This is a genomic window from Pseudoalteromonas sp. GutCa3, from assembly GCF_002836155.1.
GTDB classification, from domain to species: domain Bacteria; phylum Pseudomonadota; class Gammaproteobacteria; order Enterobacterales; family Alteromonadaceae; genus Pseudoalteromonas; species Pseudoalteromonas arctica.
In genome coordinates, this window is record NZ_PJBK01000074.1 from 1 (window position 1) to 21,018 (window position 21,018).

Below are 21,018 nucleotides of genomic sequence, written 5' to 3' on the forward strand. Positions count from 1 at the left end.
ACATACGTTCCCTTTTATTTAAAGTATATAATTTATACTTTTATTAACTAAATAGTTAACTGACTACTTGCTTAGTTCAAGCATTAGTTTGTTTAGGCGAGTAACAAACCCAGTTGGATCTTTAAGTGTACCGCGCTCTGCAAGTAATGCTTGGTCTAATAAAACATGTGACCACTGTGAAAATTTATCTTCATCTTGTTCGTCATTCAAATGCTTAACAAGTTGATGCTCTGGGTTTAGCTCAAACACAGGTTTTGCTTCTGGTGCTGCTTGACCAACAGATTCCATTAGCTTTTGCATTTGTGAGCTCATGTCGTTGTCGTCGCTTACAACACATGCTGGAGAATCTGTTAGGCGGTGCGTAAAGCGCACTTCTTTAACGTCATCACCTAGTGCTGTTTTAATACGCTCAACAAGGCCTGCCATTTCTTTTTCAGACTCTTCTTGTGCTTTTTTAGTTTCTTCGTCGTCCAGCTTACCTAAATCTAAATCACCACGTGTGATTGACTGTAGTTGCTTATCAGCAAATTCAGTTAAGTGGCTCATCATCCACTCGTCAACACGGTCACTTAATAACAATACTTCAATACCTTTTTTGCGGAAAATCTCTAAATGAGGAGAATTTTTCGCAGAAGTAAATGTATCAGCTACTACATAGTAAATTTTGTCTTGGCCTTCGTTCATACGTTCAACATATTGCTCAAGCGACACATCTTGCGTTTCTGAATCAGTATGAGTAGAAGAAAAGCGTAATAACTTACATACGGCTTCTTTATTTACCGCATCTTCAGCTGGGCCTTCTTTCATTACTTGGCCAAACTCATTCCAAAATACTTGGTAATCGTCAGCTTTGTTTTTAGCCATACGCTCAAGCATTTTAATAATGCGCGATGTACACCCTTTACGAATAGCTTGCGTTACTTTGTTGTCTTGTAAAATTTCACGAGATACGTTTAGAGGTAAATCGTTTGAATCTAGTAAACCTTTCACAAAACGAAGGTAGCTTGGCATGAACTGCTCAGCATCATCCATTACAAATACACGTTGTACGTAAAGCTTTAAGCCACTTTGACGTTCACGGTTCCATAAATCGAAAGGTGCTTTTTTAGGGATGTATAAAAGGCTCGTGTATTCAGTTTTACCTTCAACCTTATTATGTGCCCAGCTAAGTGGATCTTCCCAGTCGTGGCTTACGTGCTTGTAAAACTCTTTGTATTCTTCATCAGAAAGCTCTGACTTATCACGCGTCCACAATGCAGTTGCACGGTTAATGCTTTCCCACTCACCTGGTACTGCTGGAATTTTTTCGCCGTCTTCGCCTTCAGACTCTGGTACTTCTGCTTTAAACATTTGTACAGGTGTTGAAATATGGTCTGAGTATTTTGTAACAATGCCGCGCAGGCGGTAATCGTCAGCAAATTCTTTTTCTTCATCACGAAGATGTAAAATAATGTCGGTACCACGGCCTTCTTTTTCAATTTCTTGAAGCGTGTATTCGCCTTCACCTTGAGATTCCCACTCGTAAGCGGTTGTTTCACCGGCTTTACGTGTACGAACAGTTACTAAATCAGCAACAATAAATGCTGAGTAAAAACCAACACCAAATTGACCAATTAATTGTGAATCTTTACTTTGATCACCCGTTAAGTTTTTGAAAAACTCAGCAGTACCCGACTTTGCAATAGTACCCAATGAGCTTATTACTTCATCACGTGTCATACCAATACCATTATCAGAAATGGTAATTGTATTTGCTTCTTTATCTGCGCTAATACGAACACGTAAATCGGCATCACCTTGGTAAAGGTCGCCTTGAGATAGCGCTAAAAAGCGTAACTTGTCTGCCGCATCTGATGCGTTTGACACAAGTTCGCGTAAAAATATTTCTTTATTAGAATAAAGAGAATGAATCATTAAGTTTAATAATTGTTTTACTTCTGTTTGAAAGCCTAATGTTTCTTTTTGTGCTGCAGTCATTTATATATCTCCAATTTGCAAAGTGTCTGCGTTATGCACTTAATATGGGGTGAGGTGTTAGAACTTCAAGGGAAAAATCAAAAAAAGGTGAAACGAAAAAATAGAATATCTCGTTTATCTAAAATGGGTGCGGACAATTAATATGAATCTTTTCACCTGTTGTTGGATGTTCAAAATATAAATCGCTGGCATGTAATTGTAAGCGTCCTGCCATGTACTCACTTTGCGCACTTTTATATAAATCACAGCCTAAAATTGGGTGCCCTATAAACTGGCTGTGTATTCGTAATTGATGGGTACGTCCGGTAACGGGCGTAAATTGCACTAAGGTTCTGCACGGTTGTTTAAGCCGCTCAAGCACACTGTATTCACTCACCGCTACTTTGCCCGTCGTTTGGCAAATTTTAACTCGCGGAAAAAGCAGTTTATCTTTTGCTATTGGTGCAGTAATTTCCCCCTCATCAACAGCTAAGCCACCCTCTAACATGGCTACATAACGCTTTTGGATAGTACGCGCCTGAAACTGTTTATTAAGATGCTTTGATGCTTTGGCGTTTAATCCAACAATCATAATGCCCGATGTACCCAAATCTAACCGATGCGGTAACTTAGCCTCAGCAAATGCGGCTGTTAACTCTTTTTGACCATTTACTAAACGGTAATGTACTGAGTCCCAGTTAAGCGGATTTTTACCCGACAAACTTAATAAGCCACTGGGTTTATTGATCAATAAAATATCGTCATCTTGATATAACATTTCAATAAACCCGTCGCATTTAGGCGCTACAAAGTCATCAACTATAATGTGTGGTTCTGAAGGTGTATGCGATGTTGAGTTATCTATTAAGTTAATCATTAAATTAGTCAATATCTTTTGAATGAAGTGCTTTTAAAGCCAATACTTGCTCACGTAAACCGTCTGCTACTACTTTGTCAGCGGCAATCGGGGTACCTACTGCAACCGACACCAAAGACCATTTTAATCGTGGTAATTGCCACTTAGCTTTTCGGCTAAACATGCTTCCCCACAAGCCCCCTAAATGCACAGGAATAACGGGCACAGGTGAGCGCTCAATAATGCGCTCGATTCCACGGCGAAAAATATCCACTGAGCCGTCACTGGTTAGTTTTCCTTCAGGGAAAATACCAACAAGTTCGCCTTTATTAAGCGCAGCAGCCACTTCGTCAAACGCTTTTTTAAACGCTTCTGGATTGGTTTTTTCACTGTTAATGGGAATAGCTTTGGCCATTTTAAATAACCAATGTAGGGCTGGCGAATAATAAATAGGGGCAAATACCATAAATCGGATAGGCCTTGGTGATGCTGCTAAAATAAACATCCAATCGACAAAGCTCACGTGATTACACACTATAACGGCAGCGCCTTCATCTGGAATATTACTTTCACCTTTTGTACGCACTCTGTACATACAAATAGCTAAAATATATATAATAAATCGTAAAAAGAACTCTGGTACTTTGGTATAAATATAAACAGATATAAGCAAGTTTAGCCCAGCAAGTAACAGTAGCAACTCTGAAATACTCCACTGAAAAACAGACAGCGTTACAATACTTAAAACAGCACTGCCCACCATAAACAGTGCATTTAATACATTGTTAGCCGCTATAACTCGTGAGCGACTCGACTCTTCAGTACGCTGTTGAATAAGCGCATACAGCGGTACAGTGTAAAAACCAGAGCCAATACCAATGCCTGCCATCCATACAAAATGCCACAACATGTCGCCTGTTTTTAATAACTGCTCAAGCGTCAATAATTCAAGGTTTTGAGGTAAATAAGAGCTAATAGCGCTCTCTTGGCTCAGTAAGTATAAAAACAAGGTAATTAAAATAGCGCCAAAAGGCACAATTCCTAATTCTATTCGAGAGCGAGAAAGCTTTTCACATAATAACGAACCAATAGCAATACTTAGTGAAAACACAACAAGCGCGCTAGTTACAACCAGTTCATCGCCGCCCATTGTGTGTTTTACATAATTTGGTAGGGACGTTAAAATAATTGCGCCAATTAACCAAAACCAACTGATCCCGAGGACTGATTTACCAACCGATTCTGTTTGCGAATTAAGTGCTGAAAATACGTTTTTCGTGGATGAAAATATATTATAGGTAAATTTTAAGTTAGGCTCGTTTGCCTCACTAATGGGTATAAAGCGACTGCTCACATAACCCATAACAGCCAGTACTAATACGGCAATACTTATAAGCGTAGGCCCTACTGATTGAGTAATATAATAGGTGCCAAAAATTGTACCAATTAATATTGCTACAAACGTGCCTGATTCAACCAAGCCATTCGCTTTTGTTAATTCGTTAGGGGCTACGTGCTGCGGTAAAATAGAGTATTTTAATGGACCAAAAAACGTACTTTGTACGCCCATTAAAAACACGGTGGCTAACATCAGCCAAACGTATTGCGTTAAAATCGAGACTGCCCCTACAACCATAATAGGGATTTCACATAGCTTTACGATTCTGATTAGTTTGGATTTTTCTGTTTTTTCAGCTAACTGCCCCGCTATCCCTGAAAATAAAAAGAAAGGTAGGATAAATAACCCAGCAGCAATATTTGAATAAAGTGCGCCATCAGCAAGCGTTGCAGCCTGAAATATCAATAGAATAAGCACTGATTGCTTATACACGTTATCGTTTATCGCTGAGAAAAACTGCGTAATAAAAAGCGGTAAAAAACGCTTACTACCCAGTAATGTACCTTGGTAGGGTTGATTATCTTTCATTGTATTCCTTACTAATTAGAGACATAGCCCAAAAATATATTATACCAATTCGTTTAATTAAATGATCTATTTTGAGGGCGGAAAAACGTGTTGATAGCTAGGCAAAAAATTCGCTATTTAGTTGTTCTAAATGAGAATTTTTTAACGCAGGTAGCGACACGTTTAGCCCCGCAAAATGATTAAGTATTATTGCGGATTGGTATTAGATTGCTTCTAAGCTTACCTTAAAAACAAAAAAGCCTACATAATTTAATCATGTAGGCTTTTATAATATCTTTTCAAATAGTGACTTAAAGTTAGTCTTGTGTAACTAAACGCCTGCCGCTAAAAGCATGCATAAGCGTTCTACCATCTACTAAATCAAGCTCGCCTCCCACAGGAATACCGTGAGCAATCCGCGAAGCACCTACTTTATATTTATGACAAAGCTGAGCAATATAATGAGCTGTAGTATCGCCTTCAACGGTAGGGTTAGTCGCTAAAATAACCTCATTAATACCGCCTTGAGCAAGTTTTTGCTCTAAAACGTCTAAGCCAATTTCTTTAGGGCCGATACCGTCAATTGGCGATAAATGACCCATTAAAACAAAGTATAGCCCTAAGTACTGACCCGTTTGCTCAATGGCAAGCACATCAGTAGGCGATTCAACAACACATAATATGCCACTATCTTGGCGTTTTGTACTTAAACAAATATCGCACTGGGCTTGTTCGCAAAAAGTACGACAAGACTGACAATGCCCTATGGCTGTCATTGCTTTAGTCAATGCATTGCCCAGCTGAGTGCCTCCCTTTCGGTCGCGCTCAAGCAAGTGAAAAGCAATACGTTGCGCTGATTTTGGACCAATGCCCGGTTGACAGCGCAGTGCTTCTATAAGCTGATTTAAACTATCTGAAAGTTGCATTATTTACTTAAAACGGCATTTTCATACCTGGTGGTAATTGCATACCGCCAGTTACTTTACCCATGCGCTCTTGTGTTTCTTCTGCAACACGGCGTACAGCATCGTTACATGCTGCTGCAAGTAAGTCTTCAATCATGTCTTTGTCGTCTTCCATAAGGCTTTCATCAAGTTGAACACGACGTACATTGTGGTTACCAAGCATGGTTACTTTAACTAAACCGGCACCGGCTTCGCCAACAACTTCTAATGTTGCGATTTCGTCTTGGGCTTTTTGCATGCGATCTTGCATTTGCTGCGCTTGCTTCATCATGTTGCCCATTCCACCTTTAAACATAACTTTCTCTCTTTCTTTTAATACATTAATTAACATGAACATAAGGGCGATTGTAAGTAATTACAATGCCTGAATACTGTTTTCGTCAATTTCGGCGCTAAATACTTGCTGAAATTGTACTATGTTTTCGTCAGATGTGATCACATCGATTGCTTGTTGATGACGACCTGCATCAATTTTTTGCTGAATAAGATAAGGAGAGTCAATAACTCCCTTAGCAAAATTAATACTTAACGACACGTTATGCTCATAAATACTCGACAATGCGGCATCTAATCTTTGGCGAAGCATCGGTGTATCCAAATGCTTTTGTGATTCATCAACGTCTATATGTAAACTGTTGCCTTGCTTGGTAAATATTGAATGCAATGCAAATTGGCGCATACGACCACCCAGTCCCATACGTTTAATTAAATAAGCCCATTCATCTTGTTGATGTGCAAATCTAATTTCACTAATTGGGCTTTGAAAATCATCAGGGGCAGGAATACTTACTTCCTCTGGCACTATTTCAGGCGCTTTTTGAGGGTTTATTTGCTCAAGTAATTCTGGCGCAAGATTTTCAGTAATTGTTTGGTGCTTTGCTTTAAAATCAATCTTACTAGCTGGCTTTATGTTGGAGTGATTATGTGCCTGGGTTTGGCCCCCTGTTACTGGGAGCTCATGCTTTTTTTCACTCTCACCTTCGCTATCAGTTGCCCAAGGAGGGATATCGCCAGACGTAGTACTTGAAGGGCTATTAAGCTCACTTGCACTTGTATCTGCACTACCTTGATGAACACTTTGGGCTTTAGGCATTCTTGGATGCTGTTCTGGCTTTTTAGCAGGCGCTTGGCTTGGCTGCACTGCTACATTATTTGCAGATGTACTTGTACTCTTGCCTGATAACCTACCCGCACCCGATATGTTTCTGTCACGTAAAATACGAGCAATGGCAGATTGCGCCTGCGCTTCTTGTTCAGCTATTGGCGTACTTGCATTGTGATTTGTTAAGGGCTCTGGTGAAAACTCTGAGTTTGCAGTAGGTGCAGGTTTAAAACCCTGATCTACAGCGCTACTCATTATATCGTCAAACTGCGAAGCTAACGTTTGCTCAGCATCACTATGTTGCATGTAAGCTTCATCTTCACTTTGGCGCTGGGCTTGAGCATCCGAAACAACATTGGTTTGTGGTTGTTCATTAGCTGAAGCCTGTTGTTCAAAAGCGTTTTCACTTTGTTGAACCGGTTGCTCTACTGCAACTTGGGCAGGCTCATTATTACTTTGTACGACGTTATTATTCGATGTCTGAGCAGCAACATTTGGTAAAGGCTCTATCTCAAGGGATTTAGTCTGCTCTGTATTGCTAACTGGCTTAGTATTATTTACAGGGACACTACTTTGGCTAGCTACAGTGTTTTGCGATGTTTTATTTAATATATCTCGCAGTGCATTTGCACGGCCTTGTTTATTTGGGGCCGGCTCTTCGTTTACTGTGTGTACAGTTTGTTGAGCGTCTGTAGGCTTAAATGCTAATAATCTTAGCATTATCATTTCAAAACCTAAGCGAGGCTCTGGTGCCCATTGTAAATCTTTTTTACCATTTAACAGTAACTGATAATAAATTTGAATTTGTTGTGGGCTCGTATGTTGTGCAACATGAGCAATATAATCTACATTTTTTTCATCTAGCCCTGCCGCTTCTGGCACTAACTGGGTTAGTTGGGTCAAATGCGTAAGTGCAATTAAATCATCAAGCAATGCCACATAATTAGGATTACGACTTGCCACCTGCGCAATCTCATCCATTAGCGCAGCGCCATCTTGTGCAAGTAATGCTGCAAGCAAGCTTTGGCTATAATGAGTATCCATTAAACCAAGCATTGTTTGTACTGCTTGATTATTAATATCACCATTTGTTTGTGCAATAGCTTGGTCGGTTAAGCTAAGCGCATCACGCATACTGCCATCAGCTGCTTTTGAAATAATGCTAAGTGCATCGGTATCAAAGCTAAGCTGCTCTTGAGTAAGTACGTGTTCAAGCTGTGTTTTAATCTCACTTTGCGACAAGGCATTTAAGTTAAATTGTAAACAACGAGATAAAATAGTAACTGGTAGTTTTTGAGGATCGGTCGTCGCCAATAAAAATTTCACATGCTCTGGTGGCTCTTCAAGCGTTTTTAAAAGCGCATTAAAGCTGTGCTTAGAAAGCATGTGAACTTCATCGATTAGGTATACTTTATAACGTCCACGTGTTGGTGCATATTGAACGTTATCGAGTATTTCGCGGGTGTCTTCTACTTTTGTACGAGAAGCCGCATCTATTTCGAGTAAGTCAATGTAGCGCCCTGCTTCTATATCTAAACAGCTGCTACATTGGCCACACGGATTTGCAGATATACCTTCGTCGCAATTTAAGCTTTTAGCAAAAATACGCGCAATAGTGGTTTTACCTACACCGCGGGTTCCAGTGAATAAATAAGCGTGATGCAGTCTATTTTGTGTAAGCGCATTTACAAGCGCTTGCTTAACATGAGACTGCCCAACCAATTCATGAAAGGTTTGAGGACGCCATTTTCTCGCTAGAACCTGATAACTCATCGATTACTCGCCTTCGAATTCAACCAATTTTAGGATTTTAATACCCATTTTTTTGATGCGCTGCTCGCCACCAAGTTCTGGTAGTGATACAACAAATGCAGCATCTGTGGCTTCGCCACCTAGTTTGTGAACTAATTTAGCTGTGGCTTCAATTGTGCCGCCAGTTGCTAATAAGTCATCAACTAATAATACTTTATCGCCAGGTACAATTGCATCAACATGCAGCTCTAGCGTGTCTTCACCGTACTCAAGTAAGTAATCTTGACGAATAACTTCGCGTGGTAACTTACCAGGTTTACGAACTGGAATAAACGGAATGCCTAATGCGTAAGACAGTGGCGCACCAAAAATAAAGCCACGTGATTCTGTGCCAATTATTTTAGTAAAACCCTGATCTTTATATTCTGCGATAAACGCGTCAATAGTTGCTTTAAAGGCTTCTGGATTTGCCATTAAAGTGGTTACATCGCGAAACATGATGCCCGGCTTTGGATAATCAGCAATTGTAGTTATGCTGTTTTTGATAATTGCTGGTGTTACTTGAGTCATAATTTTAACTGCTCAATTGTTTATATTACAAAGCAGGTGATTATAACCTTAACTAACCTTTAATTGCGAGTTTGGCGTTACTATAAAAGAAGTATTAACTATGGGGGTGTAATTAAAATAAAGTGGTTCAAGGCTGAAGTAAGCAACAGCCTTAATAAACGCTATGCATTTTAAGTTAAGCTAGTGATCCAGCCTAATATTGCATTTAAACAACCAATCCCTGCAAATACAGCTAAGAAAGCAAGAAAATAAGTAGCATTGAACGGATCTTTAAAGTCTTTATCATCTGACATTGGTACAACCTTTTATTAAGCACGACAAATAAGGCTGCCATAATAGACGATGTAAAATCATCAATAAAGACCTTAATCTTGATTTTTTGTCACAATTACACCGCGTTCAACCATTGCATTAAGGGTAACCAATGCGCCTTGAGCAATTTGATCTGCATTAAATTGTGGTGCATGAGCGAATACCTGTTGGCAAACGTCGTCAAATGTCGCTCCATCACTTGCCTCAATAATTGATAGCAACAAAGCAGTCATCGCATTCGTAGCCAGAAATTGAACGTCATCATCTTCATCTCTATATACAACAAAATAATTAGGCTGAGGTGATGGCTCTTTTGGTATAAAGCGATTGCTAATATTTTGAACCGGAAATTGATAACTTAAATTTCTTGCCGTTTTCGATAAATGCAAAGCAGAACTAGTAAGCGCTGTTGTTTGTAATTTTTGCTCTTGCTCATCTTCGTGTGCAATCGATACATCTAGCTCTACCCACTCATAATGTGCAAGTTCTAGCATAAACACGGGATCGTATCTTTTCATTTTATAATCACTTGATAAGTAATTAATAAACTCCCCTGCTATATCTAAAAAGTACGGCGAATGACAATCATATTCGCTAAAAAATTTGCGTACAAGGACCAGCCATTGCTTGTCTGTATATAAGGTTTTTAATACCGGAAAACCTGATGATATAAAACCTTCAATGTTATTAAAAAATAGGTCGCGATAAATGGCCATACGTCTGTCTTCGATACCGCTGGGCTTTTTATTTTTTTTAGGCTCGCGAATATGCGCCATAAATTCGTTTTGTATTTCAATAAAGCTCATAACCAGGCACTCTTTTAATATTTATAAAGGCTTATATTAAGCTCGTTGTTTTAAAACAGTTGAAGTAATGTGTTTAGCTTGTAGCTCATGAATTATATCTAACTCTTTGGTTAAAATATTCATGGTAGGGATATTAAAATCGCGCTCAAGCAAGGTTGGAAATACGCCATGCACTTCATATGCTTTATCCAGTAGCTCCCACACAGGATCAATGACATCAGCACCATGTGTATCAACTATTAAGTCATCAGCCTCATTATAATGGCCTGCAACGTGCCCATAGGCGATACGATTAGAGGGTAACCCTGTTAAAAACTCTTGTGCGTTATAGCCATGATTAATCGAATTCACATAAATGTTATTCACATCCAGTAAAAGCTTGCAGTCTGCTTGCTCTAAAATGGTATTTGTAAATTCCAGCTCTGATAATTGCTGTCCAGGAGCGCCATAATAGGAAACATTTTCTATCGCAATTTGCTGCTCAAGTATGTCTTGTACTTGTTTAATACGAGGGACAACATGTGCTATTGCATCTTGTGTAAACGGAATAGGCATTAAGTCATACATATGGCCTGTACCGGAACAGTAACTTAAGTGCTCACTGAAAATTTTTATATTGTGCTCTTCAAAAAAAACTTTTAAAGATTTAACAAATTCAACATCCAGTGGTTCGGGTGAACCGATAGACAGTGATAATCCATGACACACAAAATTATTTGCATCTGTTAATGTTCTAAATTGCTTTTTAAAGCGTCCACCTAGTTTTAACCAGTTCTCTGGCGCAACTTCCAAAAAATCTACTTGATTAGGTACGTGTTCAAGCAGTTCATCAAGCATTTCTCGTCGTAGGCCAAGGCCCACCATCCCGAAATCTGTACTCTGGATTTGTGTCATAACTACCTCTAACTTATCAAAAAAGGGCCTTAAGGCCCTTTTAGCATAACTTATTTAGAATAAGATATTAACGACCGCCACATTTACCTTCGCCGCACTTACCTTCTTTTTTAGTTTTTTTAGCATCGCCGCCGCATTTACCTTCACCACATTTTCCTTCTGTTTTAGCTTTTGCATCTTTTGCATCGCCGCCACATTTACCTTCACCACACTTGCCTTCTGTTTTAGCTTTTGCATCTTTTGCGTCGCCGCCACATTTACCTTCGCCACACTTGCCTTCTGTTTTAGCTTTTGCATCTTTTGCATCGCCGCCACATTTACCTTCGCCGCACTTACCTTCTGTTTTAGCTTTTGCATCTTTTGCATCGCCGCCACATTTACCTTCGCCACACTTACCTTCTGTTTTAGCTTTTGCATCTTTAGCATCGCCGCCACATTTACCTTCACCACACTTACCTTCTTTAGCGTCTAGTTGGTAACCTGTCACTAATTGTTGAAACTCAAATGGGTTGGCTTGTACATCTGCAGATACAAAGCTTGCAGAGCCAACAACTACTGCACCTAAAGTTAACGCGATTGTATTTTTTTTAACTGTATTCATTTTGTGACTCTCTTTAATCAAGTATTGTAAATCTCAGCAATGAAAATATATTTTAAATTGCTTGTATGCTTAAGTAGACCTGTACAAGAATAAAAACTTTCATTTATTTTCATAATATTTACTTTTGCGGTTTCTACATTAAATATGGTTGGTAATTACAGATTTATCAATGTGTGATTTACAGGTAAACTATGCGTCCAGTTTTTTATCAAAATTAATCACTTTATGAAACTTGTTTTAGCACCTATGGAAGGTGTCGTTGATTTTAAAATGCGCCAATTACTTACAGACATTGGTGGGTTCGATTTGTGCGTTACCGAGTTTGTAAGAGTGGTTGAAACATGCTTACCTGATAAAGTTTTTCATCGATTTTGCCCTGAACTACATAATAATGGATTTACGCGAGCAGGTACTCCTGTGCGTGTTCAATTACTCGGCCAAGAAGCAAATCCGTTAGCCGAAAATGCAGTAAGAGCAATTGCTTTAGGATCTCATGGGGTCGACCTTAACTTTGGTTGCCCAGCAAAAACCGTTAATCGTAGTCGAGGGGGTGCTGTACTGCTTAAAGATCCTGACCACATGTATACGATTATTAAAGCAGTCCGAGATGCTGTAGATGATAAACATGAAGTAAGTGCAAAAATTCGCTTAGGCTTTGATGATGACAGTAACAGCCAAGAAATTGTTGATGCTGTGGTAAGCGCAGGCGCAAATAGTGTAGCTATACACGCCAGAACCAAACGTGATGGTTATAACCCGCCAGCTTATTGGGAAAAAATTCCACCAATAATAAAAGATAAAAATATTGCCGTTGTTGCCAATGGTGAAATTTGGCAAGTTGAGGACGCAATGCTTTGCCAAAAACGAAGTGGATGTACTGATTTGATGCTTGGTCGTGGCGCCCTTTCGCACCCTGATTTAGCAAAAAAAATTAAAGCTCATGTAAATAATGAACAATATGATGGCCTTCAATGGGAGCATATTATTTATCACTTAATCCACTCTGCTATTCATCAAGACCCTGCAAAAGATGAAAAGTATTTTGCTTCTCGTACAAAGCAATGGCTAGGTTACCTTAAACGCCAATACCCGCAAGCGATCGATTTATTTGATGAAATCAGGCGTTTAAAAAGTAAAGAAGATGTGGCAAGCGTATTAAATAAATACGCCAAAGCACCGCAACTTGATTCAAATCATAACGGCTAACCTAAAGCCTCTAGATAATATCAGTATAACGTGAAGCCAATTTAATAAGGTTGTACTGATAATGCATCATCAAAAAAGACTAAACGATGAAATAGCACAAATTAAATTAAATATATTAACTATGCTTTCTAAATCAGCCTACCCTACACATCAGCATTTAATACAAATTTTAGATAATACAGCAAACAATGAATGGTTAGACTGTGCAGCAGAGAAGCTAGGTCCTGAGTATGCGTTTTTGATCAGTCGCATGACTAAATTAGAAGCAGCGGTCAGCCAAATAGAAATTGGGCAATATGGCTACTGCTGCGACTGTGAAGAAAAAATACCAGCCAAATCACTTGAACTAGATCCCGCAACCCAACGGTGTACAAAGTGCGCACAATAAGCGCACTTTCAAATCATTATATAATTTGTTGTATAAAGCTAAATGATTGCCCTGGGTAGAGTATTATATCTTCAACTAAATATTGAGCCTCTTCTTGGGTGATTTCTAAGCGTTTCATAAGATTCACCTTTGCCTGTGGCAAAGTCCACGCATGGTAATGAATGCCAATATCTGATTCCATCATTGCAAGCATCAATGTTTTATCTTTATCAGACATGTTCATATTGCTCGCCATTGCAGGTAAGTCTTGATAATCAGCCTGCCAATCAAGCCCTTCAATTAATTTTTCATTCGATAGATACTGCACTAAAAACGATTTTTTATGAGAAATAGACAATTTACTATCGAATGCAACACGATCTAATGCTTTTATATTTTCATTTAAAATAGTAACCCACTCTAGCGGTGAATGTACTTCGCCACTAAAGTAATTTAGTTTGCTCTGATACCACTGTGACCCATTTGGCAGGCCTCTCAGACCAACACTACCTCTAGGCTTGTAACTAGCTAAATAATCGCTAAAAGCTCTTATATGACTCTTAAGCGCTGGTTGAACGTCATTACTACCTATCGCACTCAATACATAGCTTTGTAGTAGTGTGAGCTCAATTTTATTCAGCTTTAAATTGCTTTGTTTAGCACTGTCTAGCGTATCTTGGGTTAACTTAAGCCAAGTAATAATATTATCCGGCGTACTTTTTGAACCCTCAAAAGCAAGCATGTTTTTTAATACGTCTACTTGAGCCGGCCAATTAAAATAGCGCTCAGGAAAGCGCTCTGCAATAACCAAGTAGTTTACTTGTGCAATTTGATTGAGATTAAGCTCCATACCCATTAGGTTCTGATAAATAGTATGACGTTTAACTAAATACGCATCAGAAAAGACCAATTGCTCTTTAGTAATCCTATCGATTTTTTTAGCGTCTGGTTGTACAAGTGCCATGTTTAAAGTTTTTAAAGCAACTTGTGCGTCTTCAAATGACTCATAAGGTTGAGGCTGCTTTGAACATGCAGCTAAAAATAAGCACAGTAGTAATGAAAAAGAGAGCTTTTTATACATAGTAGTTCCAATAAAAAAAGCCCCAGAGGGGCTTTTTATAAGTTGCTTTAGCTAATTAAAATTAAATTTTAACACCGTTGCGAGCGGCTTTATCTTTAATATATGTAGACCAACCTTTTGCAAACTTACGTGTGCGAGGGTCATCCATAGCTTTAGTAATTGCAGCATATGCTTGCTTATACTTACCTTGATAGTAATACGCTTCAGCTAAATCTGAATAAATAGTACCTTTTTTGTCAGAGCCAAGCTCTAATGCTTTGTTCAAACGAACAACAGCAGCACTGAATTTTTCAGATTGTAAAAGTAATGAACCAGCTTTACGGTAAAGTTCAGCGTCGTCATCAAATTTAGCAGCTTCTTCGTAGTACTTAGCAGCTTTTTCTAGATCCTTAGAGCGATGATAGTTACTAGCAATCGCGCTAACATTCTGCTTTGTACGTTTTACTTTTTCACTCTTAACGGCCTTTTCTAGCGTTACAGCTGCTCTAAAAGGGATCTCGTTTAGAGAGTAAAAGTTAGATAAGACTTTATACTCAACTTCATTTTCAAAGTAACCGTTCTTGTAAGCAACTTCCATCGTTGCTAAACCTTTTTGATAGTCTTCGGTTTGTAGGTAATATTTACCTAAGCTAACCCAAGCTTTTTTATCATCAGGCCATACACGAACAATCTCTTCGCCAATCTTAACCATATTTGCATAATCTTTAAGTTCAAAGTATGCACCCAGTTTTAATTGGTAAGGACCTTTATTAGGTTCTTTTTGAAGTTTAATTGCCTTATCTGCTGGTTCAAAAACATCACGAAATTGCTCTAACTGATAGTTAGCTTGGGCAATACGCGTGTAAACCGTAGGATCTTCTTCACCGGTAAAATCCATCCAAGTAACATAAGCTTTTTTGGCTTCTTGATACTTTTCTGTGCCAGCGTATAAATCACCTAACAGCTTTAGAGTTTGTTCTTGATCAGCAAAGTTTAAAACATCAGGGGCAACTGCTTGCTTAGAGTACTTAATCGCTTCGTCATACTTTTCTTTTTGAGCGTACATGCTACCTAAGTAACGATTTACGGTCGCTTTATCAAAGTCATTCGAAGGTTCAATCTCTCTAAGCAAAACAATTGCTTCATCAACTTTTTCTTCGTTGTACAAGTCAAATGCTTTAATTACCTTTTTACCAGTACGCTCGCCCATGATTTTAGTTTTTGCTTTTTTACGCTCTTCAATCTTTGCGTAATCTGGCGCTGCTAAAACAGATGCACTTAAAGTAGCACCCGACACAGACATAAGAATCGCAAGAGCAGTTACTTTAGAAAAATTTCTCATTACTCGCCTCCTTAGTTGCCTTGGTTAAGTTTAAAGTCTAGTTGAACTTGTAAACCTGGTTGTTTCTGTGGTTTTCCGTCAATGATCTTAGGACGGTACTTCCACTTACGCAGTGCTCGTTTAGCTTCACGGTCAAAGATACGTTTTGGATCTGCGTCAATTACTTCAACGTCAGTTACTCCACCTAACTCATCAATTGTGAATGAAAGTTGTACCCAACCTTCTTTGCCATCACGTGCTGCTTGCGTTGGATATTTTGGTTCTATACGAACGATAGGTGTCGCATCACCATCTCGTCCAAATGCACCAGGACCACTTAGTCCACCAGCTGAACTACCAACATCAATGCTACCCATGTTAAATGACATAGCACCAGGGTTTGGATTATTATTTTCCGGCTGTGGCGGCTGCGGTTTAGGCGGCTGCTTTGGCGGTGGTGGAGGAGGAGGCGGTACACGCTTCCTCTCCTGCACCTTAGATTCAGGCGGATTCGTCATTATTTCGACTATGATCTGCTCTTTTTGTTCCGTATTACGGTCAGCCCCACCAGAGATGAGGAAGGCCATGAAGTAGAACAAGCCGAAAGTAACTGCCCCACCTGCAATCAGTGAAAACAGAAAACGAATCATTACTGATCTCCAGCTATTGAAATTCTAAGGTTGTCACCCGTCGCTTTAATCTGGTCCATAACTTTAACCACTGTGCCGTGTTTAGCTTCTTTATCAGCTTGTATAATCACAACTTCAGTAGGTTGTTCTGCTAATAAACTTTCGATTTTTGCTGAAATACGTTCAACATCAATTTGTTGTTTATCAACCCAGATTTCGCCGTTACTACGAATAGCAATAAAAATGTTAGCATTTTTTTGCTTAGTAGCTTGGGCAGCTTTTGGTTTATTGACCTCGATACCAGCCTCTTTAACGAACGATGTAGTTACGATAAAGAAAATAAGCATGATAAATACGATGTCAAGCATTGGCGTCATATCAACCGCTGCTTCTTCTTCTTCACGAAAACGTTGTTTACGTGCCATATTTAATTCTCTCTCTAGTGATGAGGCATACTATCAATAAGTTTGGCTTTCACCATTTTAGCTTTTGTCTCAAGACGTGAGCTAAAAAATACTCCAGATAGTGCCGCAACCATTCCAGCCATTGTTGGGATTGTTGCCATTGAAATACCTGATGCCATTAAGCGTGCATTACCCGTACCCTGGTTGGCCATGGTTTCAAAAACCGAGATCATACCAGTAACAGTACCAAGTAAGCCTATTAAAGGACAAACAGCTACTAATGTCTTAATCAACAACATACGCTGATCTAATTTTTCAGACGCTTCAGAAATCCATGCTTCACGGATTCTGTGTGCGTACCAAGACGTAGTGTCTTGGCGGGCATCCCACTTTGCTACAATTTCTTTCGCTGTGCGAGGAAACTCTGCAAGTAGAAACCAATAGCGCTCAATCATTAAAACCCACATCAGAAAGAGTGCTATCGCGACCACGTATAAAACCTGGCCGCCTGTGCCAACAAAATCCCTGATAGATTCCCATATCTCCATCAGGACTAGCATTAGGCTTTCTCCTTCTCCGCGTGAGTAGCAACGATACCCGCGCTTTGCTCATCAAGGATGTGTAATACCGACTTACTACGACCAGCTACAAGAGCATGAAGTAGAATTAGTGGTAATGCAGCAATTAGACCTAGCGCTGTAGTTACAAGTGCTAGAGAGATGTTACCTGCCATGATCTTCGGATCACCCGTACCGAACAATGTGATTGTTTGGAACGTTAAGATCATACCGATTACTGTACCTAGTAGACCTAGTAATGGTGCGATTGCAGCAAGAATCTTAATTATGTTGATACCAGCTTCGATGCGCGGCGTTTCACGTAGAATCGCTTCATCAAGTTTAAGCTCAAGGTTTTCAACATCTTGGTTCTTGTTGTCATGGTACACTTTAAGAATACGACCCAGTGGGTTATTTGTATTCGGTGTAGCAACATTTTTAAGCTGGCTCTTAATCTTACTAGTAGTAAGTGTAAGGTCAACAAAGCGAATTAGAGTAATTAGCATACCTAAAGCTAGTAAAGCTGTAATGATATAACCAACTACGCCACCTTGATGGAAGTATTCCATAAGTGTCGCTTTTTGAGTGTTGATACGTAGGATAGCACCACGAGTCGGATCGATATAAACACCAGCGTAGTTATCTGGTGATGTATTTTCAAGATCAGTGATACCGTCTAAAATATAGCTATCAGGCTGTTTACCTAGAGGCTGAATAGACTTAGTTTCTGGTGAATAAATTAAGTAACCATCGTCTGTAACTAAGTTAAAGTTACCGATACGCGTTACTTTCTTCATTGACGGGTTACCGTCAAGACCAGCAACTTCAGTTTCAAAAGTTGAAACTTTAGCTGATTCAGTCATTTCTGTTTGAAGTGAAATCCAAAGTTCTTCAAGTTCGCGAACAGTTGGAAGTTCTTTAGCAGCAGCTAATGAACGTAAGATTTCTGCACGGCCAGGTTTCTCAGCACTAACTAGTGATGCTTCGATAGAACCGATAGCGTCTTGAGCTGCACGACGTACAACACCAAACATCTCACCCAAAGTACCTTGAGCACTTTGAAGAGCGGCTTCTTTTTCAGCTAACGTGTTTTCATTTTGTGCATATTGCTTAGTTAAGCTTTCACCACGAGACTTCTCAGAAGCAAGTTGGCTTTTAGCTTTATTAAGTAAAGATTGCTTGTCAGCACGATCTGATAAGAACTCTTGTTCACGTTTCTTATCGATTTTACCTTCAGAGATACGCTCTTGCTTTACTTGCTCAAGTATTTTATCTAGAGCTCCAGTATTTGCATGTGCATTTAACGCGGTACCTGCAGAAACAGTTAGTACTGCGGCAACAGCAAAACCTTTAAATAGTTTCTTCATTATTGATTACTCCGCGCCAAAGATAGGTAGTTTAACAAGTTCTAATGTCGCTTGCTTACGCGCCATACGAATAACTTCTTTAACAGGTTTTAGGTATTCTTCACCTAATTCTTTCCACTGTTTAGTGTTGTTATCCCACACCCAAGCATGTTTCAAGTCAAAAGACTGAGCAACGTAAGTAATACGACCTAACTGACCGATATCAACGTTAATACTTTTGCCATCAACTTCTAGTGTACCTTGTGAAGCAGATACAAGTGAGCTGTATGCTGTTTCAATAGTGTAAGCTTCAAGTACTTGACGGAATTTTTCAGACGTCGTTACAGACGCAGAAACCATGATTTCACGTAGTCTTTCAACACGTCCTAAACGCGTCTCTAGATTAAATGGAACGTCCGCTTTGATGAATTGCTCAAGCGTATCGATCATGCGATACATCAAAGGCACAACGTTTTGTTTCGTGTTATCAATCGTAGCGATTTGACGATCAAACGATTCAATAGACGCGTTTTGGCTATCAACCAAGCGCGACACGTGATCGTTATACACTTTCATAAGTTCAGTCTCATCAACAACGCTACGGTACTCAGCGATTAGCTCCTGAGTTTGACCATATACATTGTCAATTTTAGTTTGAGACTTAACCGCAGCCTTTTGAATTTGTTGACCTGCTTTTTGCACGTCATTCAAAGGATCTGCAATCACATTGCTGCTTGCAAATGCAAATGCGCCAACCAACGCAGTTGCTACAAGACTCTTTCTGATTTTAACAGACATAGTTCCCAACCAATTAAGTAATGTTACTTTTATAATTTAATTATCCTCCGAAGAGAACAACCCTGATATCTTTTAATAGATATCAACCTTCCAATAATGCTAAATGCAATTAGCGCTGTCAACTTGATGTTTACTAATCTCTGCAAATAAATAGCTAAGTTAATGCTTAAACAAAAGTACTAGCACACAACTGTTAACATTATTGCAACTAAGCTTTTGCTTAATATTTCGATTAAAGCCTTTTGAGGGGTGTATTTATTCGCATTGTACTGACATAAAACAACATTATTGCAACATTTAGCCAAAGCTGAATTCGCACTGAAAAAAAACAAAAAAAAATATAGATAGATATAACAAAAGTTATTTTTTAAACGATTTCAGCACATTTTATCTCCCCAATAACACTTCATCTGAAAAAACAAACCATTTGTCGCACAAAAAAACAACACTGGATAATCTCTAATACCGCCCACCTTGCTTTATGCACGCAATACCTAAAGCCATTTATAAAACGTGTTTCCCATAAATAGTAATAATAAGTTTCTTTTAGCAAGGCCTGAAATAGCCAAATAGCTTTCGATAATTAGACGAGTTACATTTACCGCTTTAGAGTGCTCATTAATACTATTTAACAGTTAAATTTATTTAGTAACAAAGTTAATCACAAAAAGTTGCTCAACTTTAATAATAATGGACTATAAATGATGCCTAACGCTTCCATAATAAGCTATCAGAGGCCTATAGAGGTTCCCTTGCCCATTTGTAGTTAAAGTACAAAACTTCAACCTGATTGCACTAGCAAGACTTACACTAAAATTTACACAGATTGTTATTTGGCATCATTTTTATGTATATAAGTATCGGATCAGTTGGATAAATTGTAAGGGATGTTTTAAATGCGATAGAAAGTGGTTCGATTGTATAAGTTATTCAGATAATTGAATTTTGGGTTTGTATTAAAATAGAAGATTTAAGAATATATGAAATTTGTGTTCAAGGATTTAAAAAGAAGGATTTTATTAATTATGTACATAGAGAGGAATTATGGTGAAACAGAGACCTGCTTCACCAAGATGAACTAGAGTTCACATAATAAATTATGCTGCTTCTACGTTCTCAGCTTCAGGGCCTTTTTGACCTTGTTTGATGCTGAATGTCACTGCTTGACCTTCGCTAAGAGTGCGAAAACCAGAACCAGTGATTGCGCTGAAATGTACAAACACGTCAGGACCATTTTCTTGTTCAATGAAACCAAAGCCTTTAGCTTCGTTGAAAAACTTTACTTTACCAGTAACCGACATACTAAATTTTCCTGTAAGTCAATAATTAAAATTCAGCCATATTATTATGGCAATATCCTCCCTGAGTCAATGCTCAAAAATATGGAGGTACAGTACAGGAACAAGTAATAACCTAACCGGTAACCTTAAACGCAGCACAATATCCGTAAATTCAATACATAAAAACTCAAAGCAAGGTAAGATTAACACATTATATTTTTTTTCGCTCTATTAATTGGGAATTATTTATTAAAAATATAAATTTGTTTCAAATCGCCTTTAACTGACTAATTTCCAAGCAAAAACTATAAAGTATTATTGTAATATATA

The 21,018-nt window shown here is 38.7% G+C and carries 21 protein-coding genes; 2 read left to right on the forward strand and 19 right to left on the reverse strand.

Features of this window, described 5'->3' with window-relative positions; all coding sequences use genetic code 11:
• Positions 1 to 63: 63 nt before the first annotated feature.
• The 11 genes from htpG to CXF64_RS13225 form a co-directional block, all read right to left on the reverse strand.
• Positions 64 to 1,977 carry a molecular chaperone HtpG gene (htpG, locus tag CXF64_RS13180; RefSeq protein ID WP_101217245.1) on the reverse strand — a complete coding sequence of 638 codons (1,914 nt, stop codon included), beginning with the start codon at positions 1,975 to 1,977 and terminating at the stop codon, positions 64 to 66.
• Positions 1,978 to 2,095: 118 nt separating this feature from the next.
• Positions 2,096 to 2,833, reverse strand: coding sequence for an RluA family pseudouridine synthase (locus CXF64_RS13185; RefSeq protein WP_101217246.1), 738 nt, complete (start codon positions 2,831 to 2,833; stop codon positions 2,096 to 2,098).
• A 4-nt stretch (positions 2,834 to 2,837) separates the two neighbouring features.
• Positions 2,838 to 4,739, reverse strand: a complete 1,902-nt coding sequence (locus CXF64_RS13190; RefSeq protein WP_101217247.1) for an MFS transporter — start codon at positions 4,737 to 4,739, stop codon at positions 2,838 to 2,840.
• Positions 4,740 to 5,035: 296 nt separating this feature from the next.
• On the reverse strand, positions 5,036 to 5,644 hold the full coding sequence (gene recR / locus CXF64_RS13195; protein ID WP_008165968.1) for a recombination mediator RecR: 609 nt from the start codon (positions 5,642 to 5,644) through the stop codon (positions 5,036 to 5,038).
• A gap of 7 nt (positions 5,645 to 5,651) precedes the next feature.
• Entirely contained in the window at positions 5,652 to 5,978 is a 327-nt protein-coding gene (locus tag CXF64_RS13200) for a YbaB/EbfC family nucleoid-associated protein (RefSeq protein ID WP_002962306.1), read from the reverse strand.
• A gap of 60 nt (positions 5,979 to 6,038) precedes the next feature.
• Positions 6,039 to 8,558, reverse strand: a complete 2,520-nt coding sequence (gene dnaX / locus CXF64_RS13205) for a DNA polymerase III subunit gamma/tau (protein WP_101217248.1) — start codon at positions 8,556 to 8,558, stop codon at positions 6,039 to 6,041.
• Between the two features lie 3 nt (positions 8,559 to 8,561).
• Positions 8,562 to 9,107: an adenine phosphoribosyltransferase gene (gene apt, locus CXF64_RS13210; RefSeq protein ID WP_007584093.1), complete on the reverse strand. Its 546-nt coding sequence runs from the start codon at positions 9,105 to 9,107 to the stop codon at positions 8,562 to 8,564.
• A gap of 170 nt (positions 9,108 to 9,277) precedes the next feature.
• On the reverse strand, positions 9,278 to 9,400 hold the full coding sequence (locus tag CXF64_RS21045) for a hypothetical protein (RefSeq protein WP_002962301.1): 123 nt from the start codon (positions 9,398 to 9,400) through the stop codon (positions 9,278 to 9,280).
• A 72-nt stretch (positions 9,401 to 9,472) separates the two neighbouring features.
• On the reverse strand, positions 9,473 to 10,225 hold the full coding sequence (locus CXF64_RS13215) for an HvfC family RiPP maturation protein (protein WP_101217249.1): 753 nt from the start codon (positions 10,223 to 10,225) through the stop codon (positions 9,473 to 9,475).
• Between the two features lie 36 nt (positions 10,226 to 10,261).
• Positions 10,262 to 11,119, reverse strand: a complete 858-nt coding sequence (locus tag CXF64_RS13220; RefSeq protein WP_101217250.1) for an HvfB family MNIO-type RiPP peptide maturase — start codon at positions 11,117 to 11,119, stop codon at positions 10,262 to 10,264.
• Positions 11,120 to 11,186: 67 nt separating this feature from the next.
• Positions 11,187 to 11,720: an HvfA family oxazolone/thioamide-modified RiPP metallophore gene (locus CXF64_RS13225; RefSeq protein WP_010553389.1), complete on the reverse strand. Its 534-nt coding sequence runs from the start codon at positions 11,718 to 11,720 to the stop codon at positions 11,187 to 11,189.
• Positions 11,721 to 11,945: 225 nt separating this feature from the next.
• On the opposite strand from CXF64_RS13225, the gene CXF64_RS13230 reads away from it, so the two are divergent.
• Both CXF64_RS13230 and CXF64_RS13235 read left to right on the forward strand, forming a co-directional pair.
• Positions 11,946 to 12,926: a tRNA-dihydrouridine synthase gene (locus CXF64_RS13230; protein WP_007583877.1), complete on the forward strand. Its 981-nt coding sequence runs from the start codon at positions 11,946 to 11,948 to the stop codon at positions 12,924 to 12,926.
• Between the two features lie 61 nt (positions 12,927 to 12,987).
• Positions 12,988 to 13,314 carry a TraR/DksA C4-type zinc finger protein gene (locus CXF64_RS13235; RefSeq protein WP_024590816.1) on the forward strand — a complete coding sequence of 109 codons (327 nt, stop codon included), beginning with the start codon at positions 12,988 to 12,990 and terminating at the stop codon, positions 13,312 to 13,314.
• Positions 13,315 to 13,330: 16 nt separating this feature from the next.
• Here the strand turns inward: CXF64_RS13235 and CXF64_RS13240 are convergent, their stop codons facing one another.
• The 8 genes from CXF64_RS13240 to CXF64_RS13275 all read right to left on the reverse strand — a co-directional run bounded on the left by CXF64_RS13240 (position 13,331) and on the right by CXF64_RS13275 (position 20,709).
• Entirely contained in the window at positions 13,331 to 14,374 is a 1,044-nt protein-coding gene (locus tag CXF64_RS13240) for a hypothetical protein (RefSeq protein WP_101217251.1), read from the reverse strand.
• Between the two features lie 61 nt (positions 14,375 to 14,435).
• Positions 14,436 to 15,695: a tetratricopeptide repeat protein gene (locus CXF64_RS13245; protein WP_010553387.1), complete on the reverse strand. Its 1,260-nt coding sequence runs from the start codon at positions 15,693 to 15,695 to the stop codon at positions 14,436 to 14,438.
• Positions 15,696 to 15,706: 11 nt separating this feature from the next.
• Positions 15,707 to 16,324, reverse strand: a complete 618-nt coding sequence (locus CXF64_RS13250) for an energy transducer TonB (protein ID WP_007583869.1) — start codon at positions 16,322 to 16,324, stop codon at positions 15,707 to 15,709.
• Positions 16,324 to 16,728, reverse strand: coding sequence for an ExbD/TolR family protein (locus CXF64_RS13255; protein WP_007583867.1), 405 nt, complete (start codon positions 16,726 to 16,728; stop codon positions 16,324 to 16,326). Before CXF64_RS13255 ends, CXF64_RS13250 begins: the two co-directional genes overlap by 1 nt.
• A gap of 14 nt (positions 16,729 to 16,742) precedes the next feature.
• Positions 16,743 to 17,267 (reverse strand): MotA/TolQ/ExbB proton channel family protein, encoded by a 525-nt coding sequence (locus tag CXF64_RS13260; protein WP_002961709.1) that lies wholly within the window; start codon positions 17,265 to 17,267, stop codon positions 16,743 to 16,745.
• Positions 17,267 to 18,631 (reverse strand): MotA/TolQ/ExbB proton channel family protein, encoded by a 1,365-nt coding sequence (locus CXF64_RS13265; RefSeq protein WP_007583865.1) that lies wholly within the window; start codon positions 18,629 to 18,631, stop codon positions 17,267 to 17,269. Before CXF64_RS13265 ends, CXF64_RS13260 begins: the two co-directional genes overlap by 1 nt.
• A gap of 6 nt (positions 18,632 to 18,637) precedes the next feature.
• Entirely contained in the window at positions 18,638 to 19,408 is a 771-nt protein-coding gene (locus CXF64_RS13270) for a DUF3450 domain-containing protein (RefSeq protein WP_024590812.1), read from the reverse strand.
• Between the two features lie 1,097 nt (positions 19,409 to 20,505).
• Positions 20,506 to 20,709, reverse strand: a complete 204-nt coding sequence (locus CXF64_RS13275; protein ID WP_002961702.1) for a cold-shock protein — start codon at positions 20,707 to 20,709, stop codon at positions 20,506 to 20,508.
• Between the last annotated feature and the right edge of the window lie 309 nt (positions 20,710 to 21,018).